A 22,236-nucleotide genomic window follows, 5' to 3' on the forward strand; every position below is an offset into this window, starting at 1 on the left:
AAAAATATCAATTTGAACTACCCCATGGGCTAGTTCGAGAGAAAATTTATCATGTACAATTTTAATGTAAGTGGAGAGCTGGCAATCTCTTACTTATGAATATAAAAAAAGGAGACAAACAACTATGGGAAGAAAACAGAAACGGCTTGCTAGCAAGATTCTTAAAATTGCAGCAGCAGCAGCGATCTTTTCTAGTACTGTGACCGGAACATTTCTCGGGAAGAATGTTGTTCCAGACAAAGAGTCGGAAGCAGCATCTTATATTGTTCCTCAAGGGGCAATGACACAGGCGCAAGCGAATATGTTCCAATCTGCTCAATCAGATGCATATTCACAGTACAACAGTAGCTTAAAAACTTTAGATTATACGGCTACTAAATCTATTGCTCGGTTTAATATTGGTTTTCCTCGTACTACAACTAATATTCAAGTTGGGAAAAAATATCGAGTAATGTATGTTGTTGATGCTAACGTATCAGCAAACTATGGCGTGCAGTGGATGCCGATGCCTGGTGGGTCAAGTGCTTCAGGTTTCTATTTCAATAATTTAGCTGGTCAAGCACAGACACAACCTGCACTAACACTAAATGAATACAATCCTTCGAAATGGAGTGCAACGGACATAGTGTCATTGAATACAAATAACATCATGAAATTTGATGTGAAAGTAAATAATCTTGTTGAAGGAATTAATCCACATGGATATATTATAGCTTTTAAAAAGGTTGAAGGAACAGCAATCCCTTCATGGTCAGTTCGCTTAAAAGCAGCGTATATCTTTGAATTGGATAACAACGGAGCCGTTGTTTTGCCAGATCCAACGATTAACAAGATTAGAGATACAGACACAGTAGCTACAGGTACTGCAATGGCTGGATCAACAGTTTACATCTATAATTCACAACAACAACAAATTGGATCGGGAACAGCAGATGCTAATGGTAACTACAGCATTGGAATTCCAAGACAACCAGCAGGATCTGTTGTCTATGCTGATTATGTGATCTCGGTTCCAAATGACTCCACTTACCATAGTAAGAGAGTAAATACTGTCGTTGTGGATGAAACGCCTCCAAATGCACCGACAATCAACGCTGTATGGGATACAGATACGATTGTAACAGGTACGGCAGAAGCTAACTCCTATGTTGAGCTTAAAGTAAATGGCTCAGTAATCGGAAGCGGCTATGCAAATAGTTCAGGTAGTTACTCAATTACTGTTCCAAGACAAACAATGGGTACAGTTATTTCTGCAACATCACGCGATGCTGCTGGAAATGTCAGCCAACCGGCTTCAACGGTGGTTCAAGGTGCGGCAATTAAGACTCCTACAATCAATCAACCAGTTTCTGATCAAGATACGATTGTAACGGGTGTTGCTGATCCTTATGCAACTGTTACACTGACAATTAACGGTGCTCAATATGTGGGTACGGCTAATTCAAGTGGAAATTACTCTATTACAATTCCAAAACAAGTAGCAGGAACGGTTATCACAGCGCAAGCTACTCTAAATGGAAAAACTAGTGGTACTTCATCAGCGGTTGTTGTTGATAAAACTGCACCAAATGCACCAACGATCAACTCGGTAACAGATCAAGATACAATTGTAACGGGTACGGCTGAACCAAATTCAACGGTTATTTTGAAAGTAAATGGTGTTGAAATTGGTCGTGGACCTGCTAACTCAAGCGGCAACTATAGTATTACAATTCCGAAACAGGTAGCGGGTACTCAAATCACTGCAACTGCTACTGATGCTGCAGGTAATGTCAGTGGACCAGCTAGCACAATTGTTACTGGAACAGCTCTTGGAACACCAACGATTAACACTGTAACAGACCAAGATACAATTGTGACTGGTAAAACAGAACCAAATGCGAGCGTAACGCTTCGTATCCCATCGACTGGTGCTACTTATACAGGCACAGCTGATTCAAATGGCAACTATTCAATTATTATTCCAAAACAAGTAGCAGGAACAGTAATTGAAGTATATGCACAAAAAGATGGTAAAACATCACCAACTGCAAATACAACGGTTGTTGGAACAGCTCTACCAACACCAACGATTAACACAGTAACGGATCAAGATACTCTAGTAACAGGTAAAACAGAGCCAAATGCGAGCGTAACACTACGTATTCCGCAAACAGACGGTTCGACTCTTACTTGGACTGGAACAGCAGATTCAAATGGCAACTATGCTATCTCCATTTCGAAACAAAAAGAAGGTACAGTAATTGAAGTGTATGCACAAAAAGATGGTAAAACATCACCAACTGCAAACACAACGGTTATTGGCACAACTTTACCAACACCAACGATCAATCAAGTAACGGATCAAGATACGGTTGTAACAGGTAAAACAGAACCAAATGCAAATGTAACGCTTCGTATCCCGCAAGCAGGCGGCGGTTACCTCAATTACACTGGAACAGCAGATTCAAATGGTAACTATTCGATTACGATTCCGAAACAAAAAGAAGGTCAAATCATTGAAGTGTCAGCAGCTAAAGATGGTAAAACATCGCCAACTGCAAACACAACAGTAATTGGCACAGCTTTACCAACACCAACGATTAACTCTGTAACGGATCAAGATACAGTCGTAACAGGTAAAACAGAACCTAATGCAAGCGTAACGCTTCGTATTCCGCAAACAGGCGGCGGTTACTTAACATTTAATGGAACTGCTGACTCAAACGGTAACTACAGCATTACGATTCCGAAACAAGCAGAAGGTACAGTAATTGAAGTGTATGCACAAAAAGATGGTAAAACATCACCAACTGCAAACACAACGGTTATTGGTACAACTTTACCAACACCAACGATTAACCAAGTAACAGATCAAGATACTCTTGTGACTGGTAAAACAGAACCAAATGCAAGCGTAACGCTTCGTATCCCGCAAACAAGCGGTGGATACTTAACTTACACAGGAACTGCTGATGCAAGCGGAAATTATGCAATTGCAATTCCAAAACAAAAAGAAGGCCAAATTATTGAAGTATCTGCAGCTAAAGATGGTAAAACATCGCCAACTGCAAACACAACAGTAATTGGAACAGCTCTTCCAACACCAACGATTAACCAAGTTACAGATCAAGATACCGTTGTAACAGGTAAAACAGAACCAAATGCGAACGTAACACTTCGTATTCCACAAACAGGCGGCGGTTACTTGACATTTGATGGAACTGCTGATTCTAATGGAAATTACAGCATTACGATTCCTAAACAGGTGGCAGGAACTGTGATCGAAGTATCTGCAGCAAAAGATGGTAAAACATCACCAACTGCAAATACAACGGTTATCCGTACAGCTCTTGATGCACCAACGATTAATCGAGTAACAGATCAAGATACAGTCGTAACAGGTAAAACAGAACCAAATGCAACTGTAACGCTTCGTATTCCACAAGCAGGCGGCGGTTATCTAACATATACTGGAACTGCTGATTCAAGTGGAAATTACAGCATTACAATTCCTAAACAAGCGGCTGGCACGGTTATTCAAGCTAGCGCAGCTCTAAACGGATTAACTTCACCAAATGCAAGCACAACGGTTGTCGATGTGACACCTCCAGATGCACCAACAATTAATCCGATCACAGATCAAGATACTACAATTAGTGGTCAAGCAGAACCACTTAGCACAGTTACAATTTATGCAAACGGCGTACGAGTTGGTCAAACAACAGCTGGGTCAAACGGAAGCTACTCTATGACAATTCCTAAACAAGTAGAAGGAACAATCATGAGTGCAACTGCGACTGATGCAGCTGGCAATACAAGTGAGAGAGGTTTCGCTACAGTTACTGGAACAGCTCTTCCAACACCAACGATCAATGAAGTAACGGATCAAGATACAGTTGTAACTGGTAAAACAGAACCAGGCGCAACGGTTATTATTACAATTCCACAAGCAGGCGGCGGTTCGCTAGTTTATAGCGGTGTTGCTGATGCAAACGGAAATTACTCGATTCCAATTGCTAAACAACCAGCAGGAACTGTTATCCAAGCTCAAGCAACTCTTGGAAACAAAACAAGTGGAACAGCTCAAACAACAGTTGTTGATAAAACTGCGCCAACTATTACTCTTGGTGCAATCAATGATGATCAAACTTCTGTAACTGGTCAAACAGAAGCAGGAGCTATTGTTAAAATTTATGCGAATGGGAATCAAATTGCACAAGGAACTGCAGGTGCAAATGGAGCCTATACAATTACAATTCCTAAACAAACTGCAGGTACTACTGTAACTGCAACTGCAACGGATGCAGCTGGTAACGTAAGTTCTCCAGCTATGCAAGTAGTTACATCGAATCCGCTTGCACCACCTACGATCAACACAGTTATGGATACAGATAACAAGGTAACTGGTACTGCTGTACCGAATGCAACAGTTACACTTCGCATTCCACAAGCAGATGGATCAGCTCTTGTTTATACTGGGACAGCAGATAGTTCAGGCAACTACTCAATTACAATTTCACCTCAAAAAGCCGGAACTACAATTGAAGCTACTGCATCATTAAATGGTAAAACTTCAACTTCTGTAAGCACAATTGTTCAAGCGTCTCCAGTGAAAGATTACAGCTTGACTGTACCTGCAAGCTATACGATCGGCACAAGTTCAATTGCAGGAACTTATGGTAAAGATGTTGCTTATGTTCGTCTTTCTGTAAATGGAACTGTTGTATCACAAGCAACATTAGATGGAAACGGCAACTATGTCTTCAATAACATCAGCAGCTTCATTACGAAGAATTCGGATGTTGTAGAAGTTCTTGCCCTTGATAGTAGCTTTGTGGAACAAAACAGAAAATCGATTCCTGTTACTGGTGAAGTTGTGAAAGATTACAGCTTGACAGCTCCAGCTAGTTATACAATTGGCAATGGAACAATCTCTGGAACATACGGAAAAGATATTTCGAAAGTACGTCTATGGGTAAATGGAACAGTTGTCGCACAAGCAACAACTGACGGAAATGGAAACTATACGTTCAACAACGTGAACAACTTCGTTACTAAAACAACTGATGTAGTACAAGTCGTTGGTGTAGATAGTCAATATGTAGAACGTAATCGCTTAACAGTACCAGTAGTTGGCCAAGATCTTAAAGATTATAGCCTAACAGCTCCTGCAAACTACACAATTGGCGGTAAAACTATTTCTGGAACATATGGAAAAGATATTTCGAAAGTACGTCTATGGGTAAATGGTGCGGTTGTCGCACAGGCAACAACAGATGGAAATGGAAACTACACATTTAATAATGTGGATAGTTTTATTACGAAAAAATCTGATGTTGTTGAAGTTGTAGGTGTAGATAGTCAATATGTAGAACGTAATCGTAAACCAGTGACTGTTATCGGTACTGACGTGATGGACTATAGCTTGACTGTTAACCAAAATCCTTATGTTATTGGAACATCAACAGCCTTAACTGGAACCTATGGAAAAGATTTATCTAAAGTACGTTTATTTGTAAATGGTGCGGTTGTTGCACAAGCAACAACTGATAGTAACGGTAACTATACATTCCCAAATGCAGCTCAGTTCATTACATCAAGTACAGATACTGTTAAAGTTGTAGGTGTAGACAGTCAATATATTCAACGCGCTGAAAAACCAGTTACGGTTCAAGGCGGTATTAATTATGACTATAGCTTGACAGCTGATCCTTACAAATTAAACCAAGCAAACTTGACAGGGACATACGGAAAAGACATTTACAAAGTACGTCTTGTTGTGAATGGTACAATCGTTCGTCAAGCAGAAACAGATGGCAATGGCAACTATACATTCCCTAACGTAGCATCATTCATCCAACCGGGTGATACAGTAGAAGTTGTGGGTGTAGATAGTCGTTATGCAGAAAAAGCTCGTATCCCAGTAAATGTGGAAGATGATTTGGATTACAAACTTACTGTAAACCAAAACCCATATATTATTGGCACATCAACTGCTTTAACAGGAACCTATGGAAAAGACTTATCTCGTGTACGTCTATTTGTCAATGGTACTGTTGTAGCACAAGCGCAAACTGATGGTGCTGGAAACTATACATTCCCAAATGCAGCACAGTATATTACTTCAAGCAGTGATGTAGTAAAAGTTGTAGGTGTAGATAGTACGTTTGCTCAACGTGCTGAAGCACCGGTAAATGTTCAAGGTGCCATTAACTATGATTATAGTTTAACTGCAGACCGTTACGAGTTAAACCAAGCTGATCTGACAGGAACATACGGAAAAGACATTTACAAAGTGCGTCTTGTTGTCAATGGAGCAATTGTTCGTCAGGCAGAAACAGATGGCAATGGCAACTACAAATTCCCTAATGTTGCATCGTATATCCAACCAGGGGATAAAGTAGAAGTTGTAGGTGTAGATAGTCGTTATCAAGAACAAGCTCGTATCCCAGTTACAGTTGAAGATAACCGTGATTATTCACTTACTGTGAATCAAAACCCTTATCTAATTGGCACATCAACTGCGTTAACCGGAACCTACGGTGATGACATTTCACGTGTACGCCTAATTGTTAATGGGGAAACTGTAGCACAAGCGCAAACTGACGGCGCTGGAAATTATACGTTCCCGAATGCAGCTAACTTCATTAAATCCAATACAGATGTAGTAAAAGTGGTCGGTGTGGATAGTGCATTTGCTCAACAAGCAGAAGTGCCTGTTAATGTTCAAGGAAGCATCAACTATGATTACAGCTTGACAGCTGATCCTTACAAATTAAATCAAGCAAACTTAACTGGGAATTACGGTAAAGACATTGCTTATGTGCGTTTAGTAGTTAATGATCAAATTGTTCGTCAAGCAGAGCTAGATGGCAATGGCAACTATACATTCCCTAACGTAGCATCATATATTAAAGCAGGGGATAAAGTTGAAGTTGTCGGAATAGATAGCAGCTTTGCAGAAAAAGCTCGTATTCCAGTAAATGTAAATGAAAACTTGGATTATTCGTTAACAGCTACTCCAAATCCATATACAATTGGAACTTCGACAACTATTTCTGGTAAATATGGTGAAGATTTAACTCAAGTACGTTTAGTTGTTAATGGTACAGTAGTAACGCAAGCCCAATTGGATGGTAATGGAAACTATACAATTCCAAATGCGGCTCAATATATCAAAGCGGATACTGATAAAGTTGAAGTAGTTGGTGTAGATAATCAATTTGTACAACAAGCAAGTCAAACAATTACAATTCAACGTCCGTATGACTACAGTCTGACTGCAGATTCTTATCGTTTGAATCAAGCTGACCTTACTGGGACATATGGTGCAGATATTGCCCGCGTTCGTATCTTCATCAACGGTGTAGTTGTAACGCAAGCTCAACTAGATGGAAACGGAAACTATACGTTCCCGAATATCGGTTCTAGAATCAAAGCTGGTGATTTAGTTGAAATCGTTGGTGTAGATGACAAGTTTGCCGAAAAAGCACGCATCCAAGTTACTGTGGATGAGCAACTAGATTATGCGTTAACAGTTAATGAAAATCCATATACAATTGGAAGTTCAACATCGCTATCTGGAACATATGGTGATGATATCACAAGAGTTCGTCTAGAAGTAAATGGTGTTGCAGTGACACAAGCTCAATTGGATGGTAATGGAAATTACTCAATTCCAAATGCTGCACAATACATCAAGGCAGATACTGATGTAGTTCGGGTTGTGGGTGTTGACCAACAATCTGCTGAACAAGCAAGCGTAACAGTTAATGTTGTAAGCATTCCAAAAGATTACAGCTTAACAGCTCCTGCTTCTTATGAGCTCGGAACTAAAACAATCACTGGAACATACGGTGCAGATATTGCCGGAGTTCGTCTAGTAGTGAATGGTGAAGAAAAAGCTCAAGCTCAATTGAACAACGGAACTTACACATTTCCGAATGCTGATACGTATATTACATCTGGATCAGATATTGTAAAAGTAGTCGGTGTGGACAGTAGTGCTCAAGAACAAGCTAGCAAAAATGTTACTGTTATTGTGCCAAAAGATTATTCTCTAACTGTAGATGAATATAAGATTGGTCAAGATGCTTTAACAGGAACATATGGCAAAGATATTACAGCCGTTCGCCTTTATAAAGATGGTGCTCTAGTCGTTAACCGTAATGTTGACGGTACTGGAAAATATACTTTCCCAGAGGCTTATGCACAAATTAAAGATGACGGTGCGCTTTATGAAGTAATTGGTGTTGATTCTACGAACACGATTCAAGTTCGTAAGACTGTTACACCTAATGGATCGCTTGACTTTGCAAGTACAGCAAATCCATATACATTTGGAGACTCAACAATTACAGGAACTTATGGTTCTGATGTAGCGCGTATTCAACTTGTTGTTAACGGAACTGTAAAACGTCTTGCTACTCTTTCTGGCGGTACTTTCTCTGCAAGTGCAGCAGGTATCTTATCGACAGATAAAGTTCAACTTTATATTCAGGATAGCCACTTTATTACTCGTCAAACTATTGATATTCAAAATTAAGAAGTGACATCTTAAAAAGACAAGTCAAGGTTGTTTAACCTTGGCTTGTTTTTATTTGGATATAAAAAAACCCTGCAACTAGTTGCAGGGTTGATATTGAACTGGAATTAACGAATCCGCAATCGATTTTTCTTGCTTCTTCCGCCGAGCATGCAGAGGTAGCAGAACAGCGCAAACAGAATCGTAATAATTAAACTGTGGAAAAGCGCAATATAGAGGTTGACTTCTGTATACACGGATAGAATCCCAGTCACTGCTTGGATGACAACAAGGATGATTGCTAAAACCATTCCGTATGTCAACACGCGGTAGTGCCTATAATCGCGGAAAACAAGCCAAGTGACATATAATATCCAGATGACGAGTATCACAGCTGCGAGCCTGTGAAAGTACTGGACGTAATCTTGAACATCGGTAGGCCAAATAAATTTGCCAGACTCAAACGGCCAGACAGGAACCGCTAGGCTTGCTTTTTCATGCCGTACAAGTGCTCCGGTATATACGGTTAGATAGGTGTATATTGTTAGAAAATAAATATTCAGCCGCAGTTTTGTTCCCATAACCAAATTTCTAGCATCAAACTTGCGATCGACTTCAAATATTAATAAGGCGAGTAAAACGATCGCTGAGTAGCAAATAATCGAGATGCCAAAATGAAGTGCCATAATGTATGGATTTTGTCCCCAAATTACGGCTGCGGCGCCCATGAAAGCTTGCAAGACTAAAAAGACAACTGAAATGATCGCAAGCGGTTTAGTTTCACGGCGATCTTTAATCTTAATCCACGCCAAAATAGCAAGTACAACGACAAAAATGGAAGCTAATCCGGTAGTCATCCGGTGAGCCACTTCAATCAGTTTTTCAGGTGTAACATCTGTTAGTCTCACGAGTTGTCCATTACAAAGTGGCCAGGAATTTCCGCAACCGTCAGCTGACCCGGTTTTTGTAACGAGAGCGCCTCCAAAAACAACAAAGGTCATGGCCAGAATTGTAAGTACGGACCAGACTTTTAAGAATTTATTCATGTTTCCCAATCTCTCCTTTAGATGAAAATCATTATCCTTTTTTGTTATGTAATCACATCATTTTAATTGTAGCGTGTTTTATATAAGAAGTAAAGAAGCGCGTTTTTATGCGGTTTTCACAATGTCATAAAGCACGAATGATAATAAATTCACAAACTATATTTATGGTGAATCAATATCTGGTCATTATTTACCCGAAATGTGTGAAGCCGATTGGTTGACAAATGATGCAACTTTTTCACATAATAGAGAAGAGAACAAGCAGGCAGCAAAAGTGATAGGCTGATTAAGGGGGAAATGTTTTGAGCAGACTCGAGGAGACTAGCGCATGGCAAAAAGGGGAAGTGGTCAGTAAGTTTACTGTAAAAGATTTTACAGAACTAATTAAAGTGGGAATTGTTAATTCAAATACGATTACGGCTTTCACAGGAATGTGGTTGGCTTTTCAATTAAATGGTATTTCATTTATGCAGAATTTAGATACGATTTTCTTTACTATTGCTGGTTCTGCACTGGTTGTTGGGGCATCTGGCGCATTTAACAATGTGATTGACCGCGATATTGATGGAAAAATGGAGCGGACGAAAAATCGACCAACAATGACTGGGAAGATTTCTGGCGGAAAGGCGCTTCTAGTAGCTGTAATTTTGCTTGCAATCGGAACAACAATGCTCTTTATGACAACATGGCAAGCAGGTGTTCTGGGTCTTTCTGGGGTGTTTTTATATGTAGTAATCTATTCCATGTATGCGAAGCGAAAACTTGTCAGCAACACTGTAATTGGTAGTTTCTCAGGGGCTGTACCACCGCTGATCGGTTGGTTTGCAGTAGATCCGACATTCAGCATTATGCCGTTGATGTTATTTTTAGTCATGTTTTGCTGGCAGCCGCCGCATTTTTATGCAATTGCGATTCGACGCGCAGGGGAATACGGTCGAGCTGGTATCCCGATGCTTCCAGTGATTAAAGGAGTGGCGCGCACGAAGATCAGCATGCTGATTTGGGTAGCACTGCTTACGATATTACCATTTTTCATGATGGAACTGGGGATTGTCTTCGTCGTTTTAGCGACAATTTTGAATTTAGGCTGGCTTGCGCTTAGTCTGTATGGTTTCAAGATGAAAGATGATTTAAAATGGGCAACATGGATGTTTATCTATTCCCTAAACTACATGACGATTCTTTTTGTAGCGATGATTGTCCTTTCGATTTTTATTTAATAACTGGAACGAGTCTCATATACGAGACTCGTTTTTTTCTTTAAAGAATCTTGAACTTTTCCTCACCGTTTTCTTTTTTTCAAATGCTATAGTGAAAATAGAGAAAATATATCGGAGTGGATGTTATGAAAGTAGCAAGCTTTGAAAGAATGAAACAATTGGTTGAAAGTAAAAAAAATAGCCGAAGCAAGACTGGAAAGCCGTAATATGGTGCTTGAAAATCCGTCTCACTTTGCCGGCTATCTTTGTTTAGCGTACATGGATTGGATTTGCCAAGACTTGGATGAAGCAAGTCGCAACATTGAACTGGCACTTTCCTATAATCAAAATATTTTAGAGAGTTATCAAGTGGGTATCGAAATTTATGTGGCAAGAGGCAATCATCGACGAGTGACCGAGCTAGCGCGAGCCGGGCTTTTGCTTGATTATACGGCAGCAGAATTCTACGCGGCTCTTGCGGAGCATCATGCGGGCAGCTACCGCGAGAAAGCGGCGCTCTATCAGGAAGCGCTTAAGTATGCACCTGAGCGGATTGATTATATGGGTAGGCTCGCTTTTTACTTATTTCAAATTGACCCGCGCGACAAGCAAATTTTAGCCTTACAAAACTTGGCGCTTGCGCGTGAGCCGATGTTTGAAGCAAACTTAGTTTATTTTGCCGATATCAGTTATGCACGCGGTGATTTTGAAGCTGCACGCGAATTTGCGAGAAAACTGTGTGTGATTGATCCGGAGAATCCAGATTATCAGGCGCTTGCTGCAAAAATGCAGCTCACGAAAAATCCGTTTTGGTCGATTTATGAACGAACTCGTCTTTTGACACATCGAATTCCGATTCCGGTTACGGCCGGATTTGTCATCTTGTATGCGGTTGTCTTTTTGGTTTTGCTTCGCTATATTGGATACACTTCAGTGCTGATGTTAGTTGTTCCGCTCGTGATTATCATTGCGGCAATTATTTCAAAAACGGATGAACCTGGGAAAATGGGGATTCAAGATCGGCAGAACCGCTATGTTAGACTGCCGATCGCAATTGTGCTTTTAATTGGGCTTTTGATTCCTGCTGGGGTCAGGGTTGCAGGAACGGTGCTTCAATATGCAAAAGAAGTGCGGCAAGAACAGCGGATAACGACGGTAAGACAGCAACAAGTCTCGAAGGCTACAATAGCAGGAGAAACAGCGTCCACTGAAGAATCGCGTCGCCGCGTACCGAGTGAATCGGATAATGCGCTTTTTTTTAAAGGAGTTTCAGCAAATCGAAGCGATACGAGCGCTTTACCAAACGGGGAGCCCAACTAGTAAACAGCTAGCGGGTTACATCGCACCTAATTACGTAAGTATTTTTCAAGAAAAAATGAAGGACACAGCTAACCGCGCTGATTTTATGAACATGCGCTTTTATCAAATGCTCACGCTCGAAAATGGCGAGCACGCTTATTTGACGCAGAAAAATCAGCAGTTTAGTTTAGTCATACTGATAAAAAATAATCAGGTTAGTCAAATTTATGGTGATAACTGGTCAGATGATCCAAAAGATAAGCTGACCATGGAAGGCATGCTTCCACATATTATTTCAGATGGCAAGTATACCGAAATTTACTAAAGGAAATGCGGTTTTGTGAGCAGACAGGGTGGCATTTCAACCCGAAAACCGCTACAATAGGAGGAAACCAACCAGCCAAGGAGGGCGCGGTGTGAAATTTGTATTTAGGGTATTGGTGCTGCTTGTGATTTGTCTATTCATCGGCTACAATACGGATTTATTTTTTGAAACTTCGGTTGAAAAAAATGAAGCGCAAGATAAAATTGAGCAGACGAATTTATCTTCGGAAGCAAAAAAAAACGAATGAAACAAGTGAAAAACTTCCGGCGAATGATGATCATTTAGGGACGTTTATCAATCAGGACATCAGCAAAGTGAAAGCAAAATTCGGTGATCCGATTCGGATCGATAAAACGCCTTATGGTTTTGAAAACTATGTGTATAACCAGCCGAATACAAGCTACATGCTCGTTGGCGTTCGAAAAAATAAAGTGGAAACGATTTATGCACTTGGTCAAGATCTCAACTTAAATCCGTATAAAATTGGAATGTCTGTAGAAAAAGTGTTTACGAATGCCAAACTTCAATCTGATATTGCGTTTAATTATCAAAACAACTTTTACCGATTTGAGCTTTCCGAAAATGATTTAAATGTGCGTCCGGTTGTGAGCCTTGGAAGCGGCGTCTATGCGCAGCTTAACTTCGATAAAATTGACGGTAAGCTTGTAAGTGTTCGCTATTTAAATAAACTATCGTTCATCAAAATGCACCCTTATGAACTGAATTATCAAGGCGAGATTTATGAAGAGAATGTGTCAGCTGATCTATGGCATGAGGTGGATAAGGCGAGCGATATCGAAGTGCTTGAAATCACGAATGTAATCCGTGAGCGTTACGATGCAGAGCCGGTTGCAAATGATGTTGACGTAGCAAAAGTGGCTTACGGTCATAGTGTGGATATGGCGAACAATCAATATTTTAGTCACGATTCGCCAACATACGGGTCGCTTAGCGATAGACTTTCACGTGCGAATGTAAAATATACAAAAGCTGGTGAAAATATCGCTTATAACTATATTGATGCCGGTGCAGCGGTCGAAGGATGGTTAAACTCGCCTGGACATCGAAAAAATTTACTTGAACAAAGCTATACGTATATGGGTGAAGGTACGTTTCAAAAGTATTACACGCAAAATTTTATTACAAAATAAAAGACGCTTGTTAGACTTCATGTTATAATGAATGGGTATTAAGAAAAGTTTGGAGGGATCAGTTTGTTTGCTACGATGGAAAGTTTAGCACTTCTTGACTTATCAGATGAACTGTCTGCCTTGATTTTGGAATCGGACGAAGCAAAGCGTTATTGCGCCAAGCGGAAAGCCTTGCAAAATTCAGAAACACAAGCGAGAATTCATGCTTTTACAAAGATAAAAGAAGCATTTGAAGAAGTGGAGCGTTTTGGCAGATACCATCCTGATTACAAAGAAGTAACACGAAAAACGCGTGCTCTTAAACGCGAATTAGATATGGATGAACACATTGCTGAATTTCGTCGTGCAGAAACTGACTTGCAGTCGTTGCTTGATGAAATCAGTATGTTGCTTGCTGGAGCCGTGTCGCCGAACATTAAAGTTCCTACGGGAAATCCGTTTTTTGAACAGAAATCGGGATGCTCAACAGGCGGATGCGGTAGCGGAGGAAGTTGTGGCTGTTCAGCTTAGAAATTAAGCAAGTGTTTCTTCCAGAATAAAGGAGAAAAAAAGATGGAAAATGATAGACAAGCTGTTGTGGTTTGGCTGAATCATTTGAAGCAAGTCAGATCGCTGAAGCGGTTTGGCAATGTGCATTACGTTTCGCGCAAGTTAAAATATGCCGTGCTTTATTGCGATATGTGCGACATTGATGAGATTTCTGCGAAACTATCGCGTTTTAATTATGTAAAGCGCGTTGAACCTTCTTTTCGACCATTTTTAAAAACAGAATATGAGTCGAAAAAAGAAATGATGTACGAACATAAAAATGAAGATGTTCAAATCAGTATTTAAAAATGGGGGCAGTGCTGTTTTATGCGGCGCTGCCTTCCGTTCATCTTGGGAGGAAAATAAATTATGAGAGTGATTGCTGGATCACGCAAGGGACATAGTTTAAAAGCTGTTCCTGGAAAAAATACTCGTCCGACAACTGACAAAATTAAAGAAGCACTATTTTCGATTATTGGACCTTACTTTGACGGCGAACGTGTACTCGACCTGTTTGCTGGAAGTGGAGGGCTTGGTATCGAAGCATTAAGCCGCGGCGCTAAGAGTGCTGTATTTATTGATCAAGCAGGTGCTGCGATTAAAACAGTTAATGAAAATATTCGGGCGACACATTTCGAAACTGAGGCACAGATTTTTAGAAATGAAGCTAAAAAGGCGTTAAAACTTTTACATAAAAATGAACATCAATTTGATCTTGTTTTTCTCGACCCGCCCTATAAAAAACAACAAATTGAACAGCTTATGACTGAACTAGCTGAACTTGAGCTTCTTTCCAGCGGGGCAGTTGTTGTTTGCGAACACGATAAGGAGGCAGAGATCGCCTCAGACATGTCGGGATATAAGCAGATCAAGCAAGCTGTTTATGGAATCACAGTGTTATCAATCTATCAGTATGGGGTGTGAAAAAATGAAAGATAAAATCGCAGTTTATCCGGGAACGTTTGATCCGATTACAAATGGACATCTGAATATTATCGAGCGAGCAGCTAAGACTTTTGATATTTTATATATTTCGGTGTTGAACAATTCCAGTAAAAAGCCGCTGTTTAGTCTAACTGAACGGATGGAGCTTATTAAAGAAGCAACAGACCATCTTCCGAATGTACTTGTTGAAAGCTCAGCAGGACTTCTGGTCGATTATGCAAAGGAAAAATCGGCTCATGCGGTCATTCGAGGATTGAGGGCGGTCAGTGATTTCGAATATGAACTGCAAATTGCAGCAATGAACCGGACGCTGGATCCGGAACTTGAAACCTTCTTCATGATGACCAGTCCTAATTATTCCTTTTTGAGTTCAAGTATCGTTCGAGAAGTGGCAAGTTATGGCGGCAATGTTACAGAACTTGTGCCTGCTGTAGTTGACCGGGCGCTGAAAGCAAAATATCACAAGGAATAAAAAACAGGGAGTTGTCGAGGTAGAGATGCAAAAGCAGAGACAGTGGAAAAAAATCATTGCGATTGTTCTATTAGTTTGTATCATTATTGGTTTTTTTATTCCGGTTCCTTATTATATTACTAAACCGGGATCGGCTGATGAATTAAGTTCACTTGTCCGTGTGAAAGGACACGAAAGCGAAGCACAAGGCTCATTCAGCCTCGTTACGATTGCTATGGCCAAAGCGAATATTTATACGTACGGATTGGCAAAATTTCTTCCTTATCATGAACTTGAAATGGAAAGCGATGTACGCTATGAAGATGAAAGCGATGAAGAGTATAATGTAAGACAGATGTATATGATGAACGAATCAAAAAATAATGCGATCCAAGTGGCCTACAAAGCGGCTGGACAAAAGGTGGAAGTGAAATATGACGGCATCTATGTAATGAGCGTGAAATCAAGTGTTCCGGCGGCGGAGTATTTGCACGCTGGGGACTTGATCACAGCGATTGATGAGAAAACGTTTCAATCGAGCAATGAGTTTATCGCCTACGTAAAAAGCAAGAAGCCTGGAGATATCGTCCGTGTAAACTATGTCCATGAGAAGAAAAAGCGTGAAGCAGATATTAAGCTGACGAAACTGGATAAAAAAGGGACGGCCGGGATCGGAATTACACTTGTTGATGATGAAAAGCTGACGGTGGAACCGAAAATTTCGATCGACTCTGAAAAAATCGGTGGCCCATCTGCTGGCTTGATGTTCAGCTTAGAAATTTATTCCCGCTTTTTAGAGACGGATTTGACAAATGGTGTCAAAATTGCTGGGACAGGCACAATTAGCGCAAGCGGTGAAGTTGGACGTATTGGTGGTATTGACCAAAAGGTAGTGGCTGCAGATAAAAGTGGGGCAAAAATCTTTTTTGCGCCAAATGATACGGTGACGGCTGAAATGAAGAAAGCAGATTCGAAAACGAAATCCAATTATGAAGAAGCGAAAGAAACTGCGAAAGCAATTGATACGAATATGAAAATTGTACCGGTTAAAACGTTTCAGGAAGCAGTATCTTATTTAGAGAAGCTGAAAACAAAATAACAGAGTAGAAACGGTCATCTGCCACGCATATGAAAAGCGAGATGACCGCTTTTGTTTGCTTAGTGAGTAAGCGGAGCTGCGAAATGCGGGCGAGCGAGATGGTGCAGAAAACGATGAGAGGAAATCGGGTGAAGAAAATGGGTTTAAAAGTGCGAAATCAAATGCTTATCAGTGCCTTTTTTCCAAAATATAAGGAAGCGGTTGGACTTGATGAAGGAATTGCGGAAACTGAACGGCGATTTCAAGAGTTAGAGTATCACCTGCCGGAACAGCGAAGTGCGAAAAAATGGGGGATTTTGACGAAGCGGAATGTTGCTGGAACTTTTAGTCGTGCAGCGGCGATTAAAAAACGGCCGCTATTAGAGGTAGACTGGCAGCCGCTGCTTTTTGCTGAACTCGGCTGGCTGAAAGATGAAACGGCAGCCGTTTCGGTGCTAGATTTTGGGGCTGTACCTGATGGAGTAACAGATGCAACTGGGGCGTTTGAACGGGCGATGGGAAATGGCGGCCGATCGGTCAGTATTCCTGAAGGCGAATTCTTAATTAGCGGCCTGCGGATACCATCCAACACAGAGCTGATTGGAGCAGGGACGGATAGGACATTTTTGAAGATGAAGGAGGATGCACCTAAATTTCGCCAAGGGATACGCAATCGTAATTTGTTTCGCGGTAATAAACGAATTCGGCTTGAAGGGTTTACGCTTGATTGGGATGCAGATCGGTTTCCGAAGCCCGAGCGGAGTGCTAGCGGCGGGATTGCTTCAAGCGGGATTACACTTGCTAATGTCAAATTCGCGCTTGTACGTGATGTAAGAGTACTTCGGCCGGGTCTTCACGGTATTGATGTGACGAGTGCTTATTATAGTTATAAAGGGGACGGAACAACATCAAGACTTCGAAGCCGCTATGTCTGGATTGACCGTGTGGAAACGTCAGGTTTTGGTGATGATGGTATCACGACGCACCATAGTGATTTTATTTATATCTCGCATTGTTACGCGCATCATCCAAGCGGACGCGCTCATGCAGATGGGTTTTCTAATTCAAATGGGATAGAGGTAGATGATGGTTCGCGGCATGTTGTTTTGCACAATAACGCCACCGAAGAATGCTTCGGTGGCGTGGAAGTTAAAGCGCATCAAACGAGTTCTGCGGCTTATGACACGCAAATTATCGGTCATTATTCGAAAGCGGATAACCGCGCTTATAATTTTAGGCATATTGGGCATCACCGCGAGGGGGACGAGTTTAGTGGAACGGCAATTGGAATTCGGGCGACGTTTCTAGTTGCTCTAAGCCCGAAGCCAACCCCACTTTATCAAAAAAGCGAACCACGAGCCTTGGTTGTTTCTGCGTATCAAAAGGTCAGTATCTCCTATTTTGCGGTTAGTGATGATCTTCATAGTCAAGTCTTGGCAGTGCAATATCGAGCGAGTCATGTTGTGATAGCCCATATTTTTTATTTGGGGAAAAAGCCTCGTATTGTGCTTGGTAAAGAAACAGAAGATGTTAGGGTCTCAGAAATAAAGCAATGGTCGTGAAGCAAATTCGCCGTCAAGATCGTTTTCAGCGTCGGCAAAAAGTCGATATAACCGTGAAGCTGCTACATCATATTGAATGAGCTTCGGGTCTGCTTTTGAAAGGGTTGAAACAAGCGGTAACTCGAGCTTTTTCTTAACAATGGAAAGATAAGCCTGTCCGCGTTTGTTTAAGCCGAGCAAACGGTGATAAGGCAGAGCAATATCTTCTTTTTTAAACTGGAGCAAAATTTGCATGGCTGTTCGGCGAATTCGTGAACTGCTGTAGCGTTTTGTTGTTGCCACTTTCAAAAAAGCGTCGGCATTATCTTTGTACGCAGCACGGATTAAACGATTTTCGATGCCTTCTGTCACGCTATTGATGGATTCTAGTGCGGAACCACTGTCACTTAAAAGGCGATAACGCAAATAAGGATAAATCGATTCAAATGAAAGAAGTTCAGCTGGATTATCAAGCAAGCTTTGATAGACGAAAGAAGGGACTAGTTTTTGAACGGCAAAAAAATCATCGTTAAGTAGCAGTTTGCGAATTGCTGTTGCACTTGCGATATTGGATTGCTCTGCTTCTTTTGCATGATAGTCACTTGTGCGTTTCAGCGAGAAAAGTTCTAGCTCTGCTCCTAGTTTTTGATTAGCCAAGGCATAATGAAAGCCTAATATATTATTCGGTTTTGTTACGTCAAGAGAGCTGATTTCGGAGGCTAAAGCATCTGTGTATGCTCGGCCGTAACTATGTTCTTTGTTTTGCAGATTGTCTTGAAGACGCGTCTCAAATTCCGGCCGGCTTGCGAATTCAGCGGCGCGGATAAAGTCATCTGCATTCCCGTTTTCACTGCCAAAGCAAAGCGCAGAAACATGCAAATCTTTCAAAATCCGTACCGCTTCTGTAGCGAAGATGTCAGCTTGCTGCATGACGTAGCGGACTGGTAGCTCGATAACAAGGTCACAGCCGGCTTCGAGTGCCCACCTTGTGCGTAAGGCTTTGGAGACGATAGCGGGTTCGCCACGCTGTACAAATGAGCCGCTCATAACCGCGATGAGGATGTCGGCTTTTGTCACTTTCTTCGTTTGCTCAATGTGATAAAGATGCCCGTTATGAAACGGATTATATTCTACAATAATTCCAGCAGCTCGCAAATTGAATCACCTAACTTCTTTTTATTTTTATTTTAGCACATTATTACTTGGAAATCCTTTTAAGAAAGCGGAAAAGGGCATTGACAAAAGCCTTTAGAAAAGCTATAATATTTTTTGTTGCGCTTGGAGTGATGAATGATGAAATGGTCATTAAGTCAATTAAAAAAATATCGTGACGAACCTTTTAAAATTGATGAATCAATTGATTTAACTGAGTTTTTAAAAGCAAATAATCAAGACGTACGAAATGCTTCGCCTGTCTCTGTAACAGGGAAACTCGAACTACAAGGCGATGAAGTGTTAGCACATTTAAAAAATAAGCGGTTTTTTTTGTTTTGCCATGTGCAAGAACGCTTGTTGATGTCACTTCGCCTTATGAAATTTTGACTACAGAAACTTTTGTGAAATCAGCGAGTCAAATCCAAGATGAATCCTTTCACTTAATTGAAAAGGATACGGTTGATTTGGTACCGGTTCTAGAAGAGTTATTACTAGTCGAAATCCCAATGCAGGTTTTTAGTGAAGAAGCGCTTGATGAAGCAGAACTTCCAAAAGGCGAAGATTGGGAAGTAAAAACAGAAGATGAGCTTCTTGAGGAACAAGCCTCGGAAGCGCCGAAAGTGGATCCTCGTCTTGCAGGACTAGCAGACTTTTTTAATGATAAAAAAGAAAACTAGTATCTGCCAAGCTGGAATATATTTGAGGGAAACCTTGAAAATTTGAGAGCTTTAAACTCTTAAGGAGGTGTAATGAAATGGCAGTACCTTTTAGAAGAACTTCTAAAACCAAAAAACGCAAACGCCGCACGCATTTCAAATTACAAGTTCCAGGTATGAATGAATGCCCGAACTGTGGGGAAATGAAGCTTTCTCACCGTGTGTGTCCTGAATGCGGACATTACGATGGAAAAGATGTAGCGAACAGCTAATATCAGTTGTAAAAACAAGTGATACGTACACTTGTAAGTTATAAAAGCACGACAAGATACCATGGATCTTGTCGTGCTTTTATTTATTTTGCGAAGACATCTTTTCGCCTAAAATAAAATAGTGTAAAATAGAAAGTAGACGGTTAAAAGGAACGGTGAAATAATGAAACCACAAATCGGCGTTATCGGCGGCGGAGCGATCGGGCTGTTATTCGCAGCCAATCTTTCTGAGTATGCAGAAGTCACAGTTTTTGTGAGACGTGAAGAACAAAAACGAGAACTACAAAAATCCGGATTAACTTACCAAGGGAGAAACATCATGGTGAGTGCAGCACTAACTCGGGAAATAGATCGCCTTAATCAGCAAAGTATATTGTTTATCACAGTAAAGAGTTATCAATTGAAAGTTTTACAAGCTGAACTTGCAAAAGTGATGCCGGATATTCCGCTTCTTTTTTTGCAAAATGGGCTGGGGCATCTTAAGTTGCTTGAAACTCTTCCAAACAAAAATATTGCGATCGGTGTAACCAGTCACGGGGCGTATAAGAGCGGAGATGCTGAGGTGGAGCTTCGTGGATTCGGTCAAACTGTATTTGGTTTCTTACGAGGGGGATTCGATTTTGCCAAGCTCGAGCTTTTTTCGGGTCAAGATCATTTTCCGTTTATCTTTACAACCACTATTTTGCAAGCGGTTTACCAGAAACTGATCGTAAATGTAGCCATCAATCCGTTGACCGCGATTCTTGGAGTGAAAAATGGCGAGCTGCTCGAAAATTCATATTTTAAAAAAAATTATGCTTCATGTAACTGCTGAAGCCAATCAAGCACTAAATGTGGCTGATGCGGAGGAGCGTGTTTTAACTGTTTGCCGAAAAACTGCAGAAAATTTGTCTTCGATGGCGGTAGATATCAGCACGCATCGACCAACAGAAATTGATGCGATTCTTTTGCCTGTGATTGAAATGCTGGAAGAGGCAAAATTGAAAAATGACAGCTTAGTGATACTTTATGAGCTAGTGAAAGGAATGGAGAAAAGGAATGTTTGATTGGATTACTGAATTTGCAGCTTGGTTGCTTATTTTGCCAGCTGTACTTTTCTTCATTATATATATCTTTTTTGCAAGTTTTCCCAAAACGCGGAATCGGGCACCTAAATGGGCAGCAGACGGTTCTACATTCTTTTTGATCTTGGCAGTTCATGTATGGATGCTTCTACTGTTTGGTCATTCTTTTTTGCTGTATCTGCTGCTTGTGCTTTTTATTTTGGGTATCGTTATTATTATAGCCTATGCACGCCGTGACGGAGAATTATATGTTTCACGTGTATTTCGAACGTATTGGAGGCTTTGCTTTTTTTGTTTTTGGTTTAGTATACTCATTGCTTTATGTGATTGGTCTTGTACTTGCACTTATTTATCTGCTTTTAAATTAATGAATGTGCTGTTTTGGGGCATAAAGTGGGGAATGGTTTTACCAGCCACTTGCCCCCACTTTATTTTTTAATTTAATAGATGGCTTTATATCAATGTTCTAATCTCTTCTCTGGAAACAGGGATGAGATTTTTTTTTCGCTTTTCTTAGTTATGAGTGGAGTAAAGTGGGGAGATGTGGTAAAGTGATATTTAGAAAGTGGGGGAAGTCTAATGTTCATGGGCGAATATCAACATAACATTGATATAAAGGGCCGATTAATTGTGCCAGCTAAGTTCCGTGAACTCCTCGGGGAGCAGTTTGTGATTACACGTGGACTGGATAAATGCTTATTTGCTTATCCAAATTCCGAGTGGGACAAATTGGAGGGAAAACTGCAGACCCTTCCACTTACAAAAAAAGATGCCCGTTCCTTTACTCGATTCTTTTTTTCAGGGGCTTCTGAATGCGAGCTTGATAAGCAGGGACGGATTAATATTCCGCAAAACCTGCTAAGCTATGCTGGACTTGAAAAGGAATCGGTAATTATCGGAGTTTCGAATCGGATTGAAATTTGGAGCAAGTTCGAATGGGAGGCTGCTTTTTCAGCAGCTGAAGAGTCCTTTGCGGATATTGCAGAAAATATGATCGGTTTCGATATTTAAGGAGGACGG

General features: G+C 40.8%; 17 protein-coding genes and 2 pseudogenes. 17 read left to right on the plus strand and 2 right to left on the minus strand.

The genetic code is table 11. The features are described 5' to 3' along the window. Positions 1 to 124: 124 nt before the first annotated feature. Positions 125 to 8,527 carry an Ig-like domain-containing protein gene (locus tag MFLO_RS06790; RefSeq protein ID WP_036097223.1) on the plus strand — a complete coding sequence of 2,801 codons (8,403 nt, stop codon included), beginning with the start codon at positions 125 to 127 and terminating at the stop codon, positions 8,525 to 8,527. A 107-nt stretch (positions 8,528 to 8,634) separates the two neighbouring features. Here MFLO_RS06790 and MFLO_RS06795 read toward each other — a convergent pair whose 3' ends face one another. Further along, complete coding sequence (locus MFLO_RS06795; protein ID WP_036097224.1) at positions 8,635 to 9,552, minus strand: COX15/CtaA family protein; 918 nt, start codon at positions 9,550 to 9,552, stop codon at positions 8,635 to 8,637. 344 nt (positions 9,553 to 9,896) lie between these two features. On the opposite strand from MFLO_RS06795, the gene cyoE reads away from it, so the two are divergent. The 10 genes and pseudogenes from cyoE (at position 9,897) to MFLO_RS06840 (ending at position 18,090) form a co-directional block, all read left to right on the plus strand. After that, the gene (gene cyoE, locus MFLO_RS06800) at positions 9,897 to 10,772 is read left to right on the plus strand and encodes a heme o synthase (protein ID WP_420912519.1); all 876 of its coding nucleotides are present in this window, start codon (positions 9,897 to 9,899) and stop codon (positions 10,770 to 10,772) included. 162 nt (positions 10,773 to 10,934) lie between these two features. Beyond that, on the plus strand, positions 10,935 to 12,071 hold the full coding sequence (locus tag MFLO_RS06805; protein WP_149022989.1) for a tetratricopeptide repeat protein: 1,137 nt from the start codon (positions 10,935 to 10,937) through the stop codon (positions 12,069 to 12,071). Next, entirely contained in the window at positions 11,998 to 12,375 is a 378-nt protein-coding gene (locus tag MFLO_RS15365) for a hypothetical protein (protein WP_149022990.1), read from the plus strand. The genes MFLO_RS06805 and MFLO_RS15365 overlap by 74 nt, the downstream gene beginning before the upstream one ends. Positions 12,376 to 12,466: 91 nt before the next feature. After that, positions 12,467 to 13,526 (plus strand): annotated as a pseudogene (locus MFLO_RS06810) (CAP domain-containing protein). A gap of 63 nt (positions 13,527 to 13,589) precedes the next feature. Beyond that, entirely contained in the window at positions 13,590 to 14,036 is a 447-nt protein-coding gene (locus tag MFLO_RS06815; RefSeq protein WP_036097226.1) for a YlbF/YmcA family competence regulator, read from the plus strand. A 42-nt stretch (positions 14,037 to 14,078) separates the two neighbouring features. After that, a complete protein-coding gene (locus tag MFLO_RS06820; protein ID WP_036097227.1) occupies positions 14,079 to 14,360 on the plus strand; it encodes a YlbG family protein in 282 nt (93 codons plus the stop codon). A gap of 63 nt (positions 14,361 to 14,423) precedes the next feature. Continuing rightward, positions 14,424 to 14,978, plus strand: a complete 555-nt coding sequence (rsmD, locus tag MFLO_RS06825) for a 16S rRNA (guanine(966)-N(2))-methyltransferase RsmD (protein ID WP_036097228.1) — start codon at positions 14,424 to 14,426, stop codon at positions 14,976 to 14,978. Between the two features lie 4 nt (positions 14,979 to 14,982). Then, positions 14,983 to 15,471: a pantetheine-phosphate adenylyltransferase gene (coaD, locus tag MFLO_RS06830; RefSeq protein ID WP_036097229.1), complete on the plus strand. Its 489-nt coding sequence runs from the start codon at positions 14,983 to 14,985 to the stop codon at positions 15,469 to 15,471. A 25-nt stretch (positions 15,472 to 15,496) separates the two neighbouring features. Continuing rightward, positions 15,497 to 16,549, plus strand: a complete 1,053-nt coding sequence (locus MFLO_RS06835; RefSeq protein ID WP_036097230.1) for a SepM family pheromone-processing serine protease — start codon at positions 15,497 to 15,499, stop codon at positions 16,547 to 16,549. A gap of 83 nt (positions 16,550 to 16,632) precedes the next feature. Continuing rightward, positions 16,633 to 18,090 carry a glycosyl hydrolase family 28-related protein gene (locus MFLO_RS06840; RefSeq protein WP_241433569.1) on the plus strand — a complete coding sequence of 486 codons (1,458 nt, stop codon included), beginning with the start codon at positions 16,633 to 16,635 and terminating at the stop codon, positions 18,088 to 18,090. On the opposite strand, the gene MFLO_RS06845 is transcribed toward MFLO_RS06840, so the two are convergent. Then, entirely contained in the window at positions 18,067 to 19,224 is a 1,158-nt protein-coding gene (locus MFLO_RS06845) for a nucleotidyltransferase (RefSeq protein ID WP_036097231.1), read from the minus strand. The two genes, MFLO_RS06840 and MFLO_RS06845, sit on opposite strands and share 24 nt — an antisense overlap. Before the next feature lie 138 nt (positions 19,225 to 19,362). On the opposite strand from MFLO_RS06845, the pseudogene MFLO_RS06850 reads away from it, so the two are divergent. The 6 genes and pseudogenes from MFLO_RS06850 (at position 19,363) to mraZ (ending at position 22,227) form a co-directional block, all read left to right on the plus strand. After that, positions 19,363 to 19,901: pseudogene (locus tag MFLO_RS06850) on the plus strand (YceD family protein). Positions 19,902 to 19,978: 77 nt separating this feature from the next. Next, the gene (gene rpmF, locus MFLO_RS06855) at positions 19,979 to 20,152 is read left to right on the plus strand and encodes a 50S ribosomal protein L32 (RefSeq protein ID WP_036097232.1); all 174 of its coding nucleotides are present in this window, start codon (positions 19,979 to 19,981) and stop codon (positions 20,150 to 20,152) included. A 163-nt stretch (positions 20,153 to 20,315) separates the two neighbouring features. Beyond that, a complete protein-coding gene (locus MFLO_RS06860) occupies positions 20,316 to 20,966 on the plus strand; it encodes a 2-dehydropantoate 2-reductase N-terminal domain-containing protein (protein ID WP_051993545.1) in 651 nt (216 codons plus the stop codon). Further along, complete coding sequence (locus MFLO_RS16795; RefSeq protein WP_051993546.1) at positions 20,947 to 21,198, plus strand: ketopantoate reductase C-terminal domain-containing protein; 252 nt, start codon at positions 20,947 to 20,949, stop codon at positions 21,196 to 21,198. Before MFLO_RS06860 ends, MFLO_RS16795 begins: the two co-directional genes overlap by 20 nt. Continuing rightward, positions 21,191 to 21,655: a DUF3397 domain-containing protein gene (locus tag MFLO_RS06865; protein WP_241433570.1), complete on the plus strand. Its 465-nt coding sequence runs from the start codon at positions 21,191 to 21,193 to the stop codon at positions 21,653 to 21,655. The genes MFLO_RS16795 and MFLO_RS06865 overlap by 8 nt, the downstream gene beginning before the upstream one ends. A gap of 140 nt (positions 21,656 to 21,795) precedes the next feature. Beyond that, positions 21,796 to 22,227, plus strand: coding sequence for a division/cell wall cluster transcriptional repressor MraZ (gene mraZ, locus MFLO_RS06870; RefSeq protein ID WP_036097233.1), 432 nt, complete (start codon positions 21,796 to 21,798; stop codon positions 22,225 to 22,227). Positions 22,228 to 22,236 lie beyond the last annotated feature (9 nt).

The sequence above is a fragment of the Listeria floridensis FSL S10-1187 genome (genome assembly GCF_000525875.1).
Taxonomy (GTDB): Bacteria; Bacillota; Bacilli; order Lactobacillales; family Listeriaceae; genus Listeria; species Listeria floridensis.

Coding starts and splice junctions, on each gene's coding strand:
- MFLO_RS06790 (WP_036097223.1), top strand. CDS start 125: ATGGGAAGAAAACAGAAACGGCTTGCTAGCAAGATTCTTAAAATTGCA.
- MFLO_RS06795 (WP_036097224.1), bottom strand. CDS start 9,552: ATGAATAAATTCTTAAAAGTCTGGTCCGTACTTACAATTCTGGCCATG.
- MFLO_RS15365 (WP_149022990.1), top strand. CDS start 11,998: ATGCGCTTTTTTTTAAAGGAGTTTCAGCAAATCGAAGCGATACGAGCG.
- MFLO_RS06820 (WP_036097227.1), top strand. CDS start 14,079: ATGGAAAATGATAGACAAGCTGTTGTGGTTTGGCTGAATCATTTGAAG.
- rsmD (WP_036097228.1), top strand. CDS start 14,424: ATGAGAGTGATTGCTGGATCACGCAAGGGACATAGTTTAAAAGCTGTT.
- coaD (WP_036097229.1), top strand. CDS start 14,983: ATGAAAGATAAAATCGCAGTTTATCCGGGAACGTTTGATCCGATTACA.
- MFLO_RS06835 (WP_036097230.1), top strand. CDS start 15,497: ATGCAAAAGCAGAGACAGTGGAAAAAAATCATTGCGATTGTTCTATTA.
- MFLO_RS06840 (WP_241433569.1), top strand. CDS start 16,633: ATGCGGGCGAGCGAGATGGTGCAGAAAACGATGAGAGGAAATCGGGTG.
- rpmF (WP_036097232.1), top strand. CDS start 19,979: ATGGCAGTACCTTTTAGAAGAACTTCTAAAACCAAAAAACGCAAACGC.
- MFLO_RS06860 (WP_051993545.1), top strand. CDS start 20,316: ATGAAACCACAAATCGGCGTTATCGGCGGCGGAGCGATCGGGCTGTTA.
- MFLO_RS16795 (WP_051993546.1), top strand. CDS start 20,947: ATGCTTCATGTAACTGCTGAAGCCAATCAAGCACTAAATGTGGCTGAT.
- MFLO_RS06865 (WP_241433570.1), top strand. CDS start 21,191: ATGTTTGATTGGATTACTGAATTTGCAGCTTGGTTGCTTATTTTGCCA.
- mraZ (WP_036097233.1), top strand. CDS start 21,796: ATGTTCATGGGCGAATATCAACATAACATTGATATAAAGGGCCGATTA.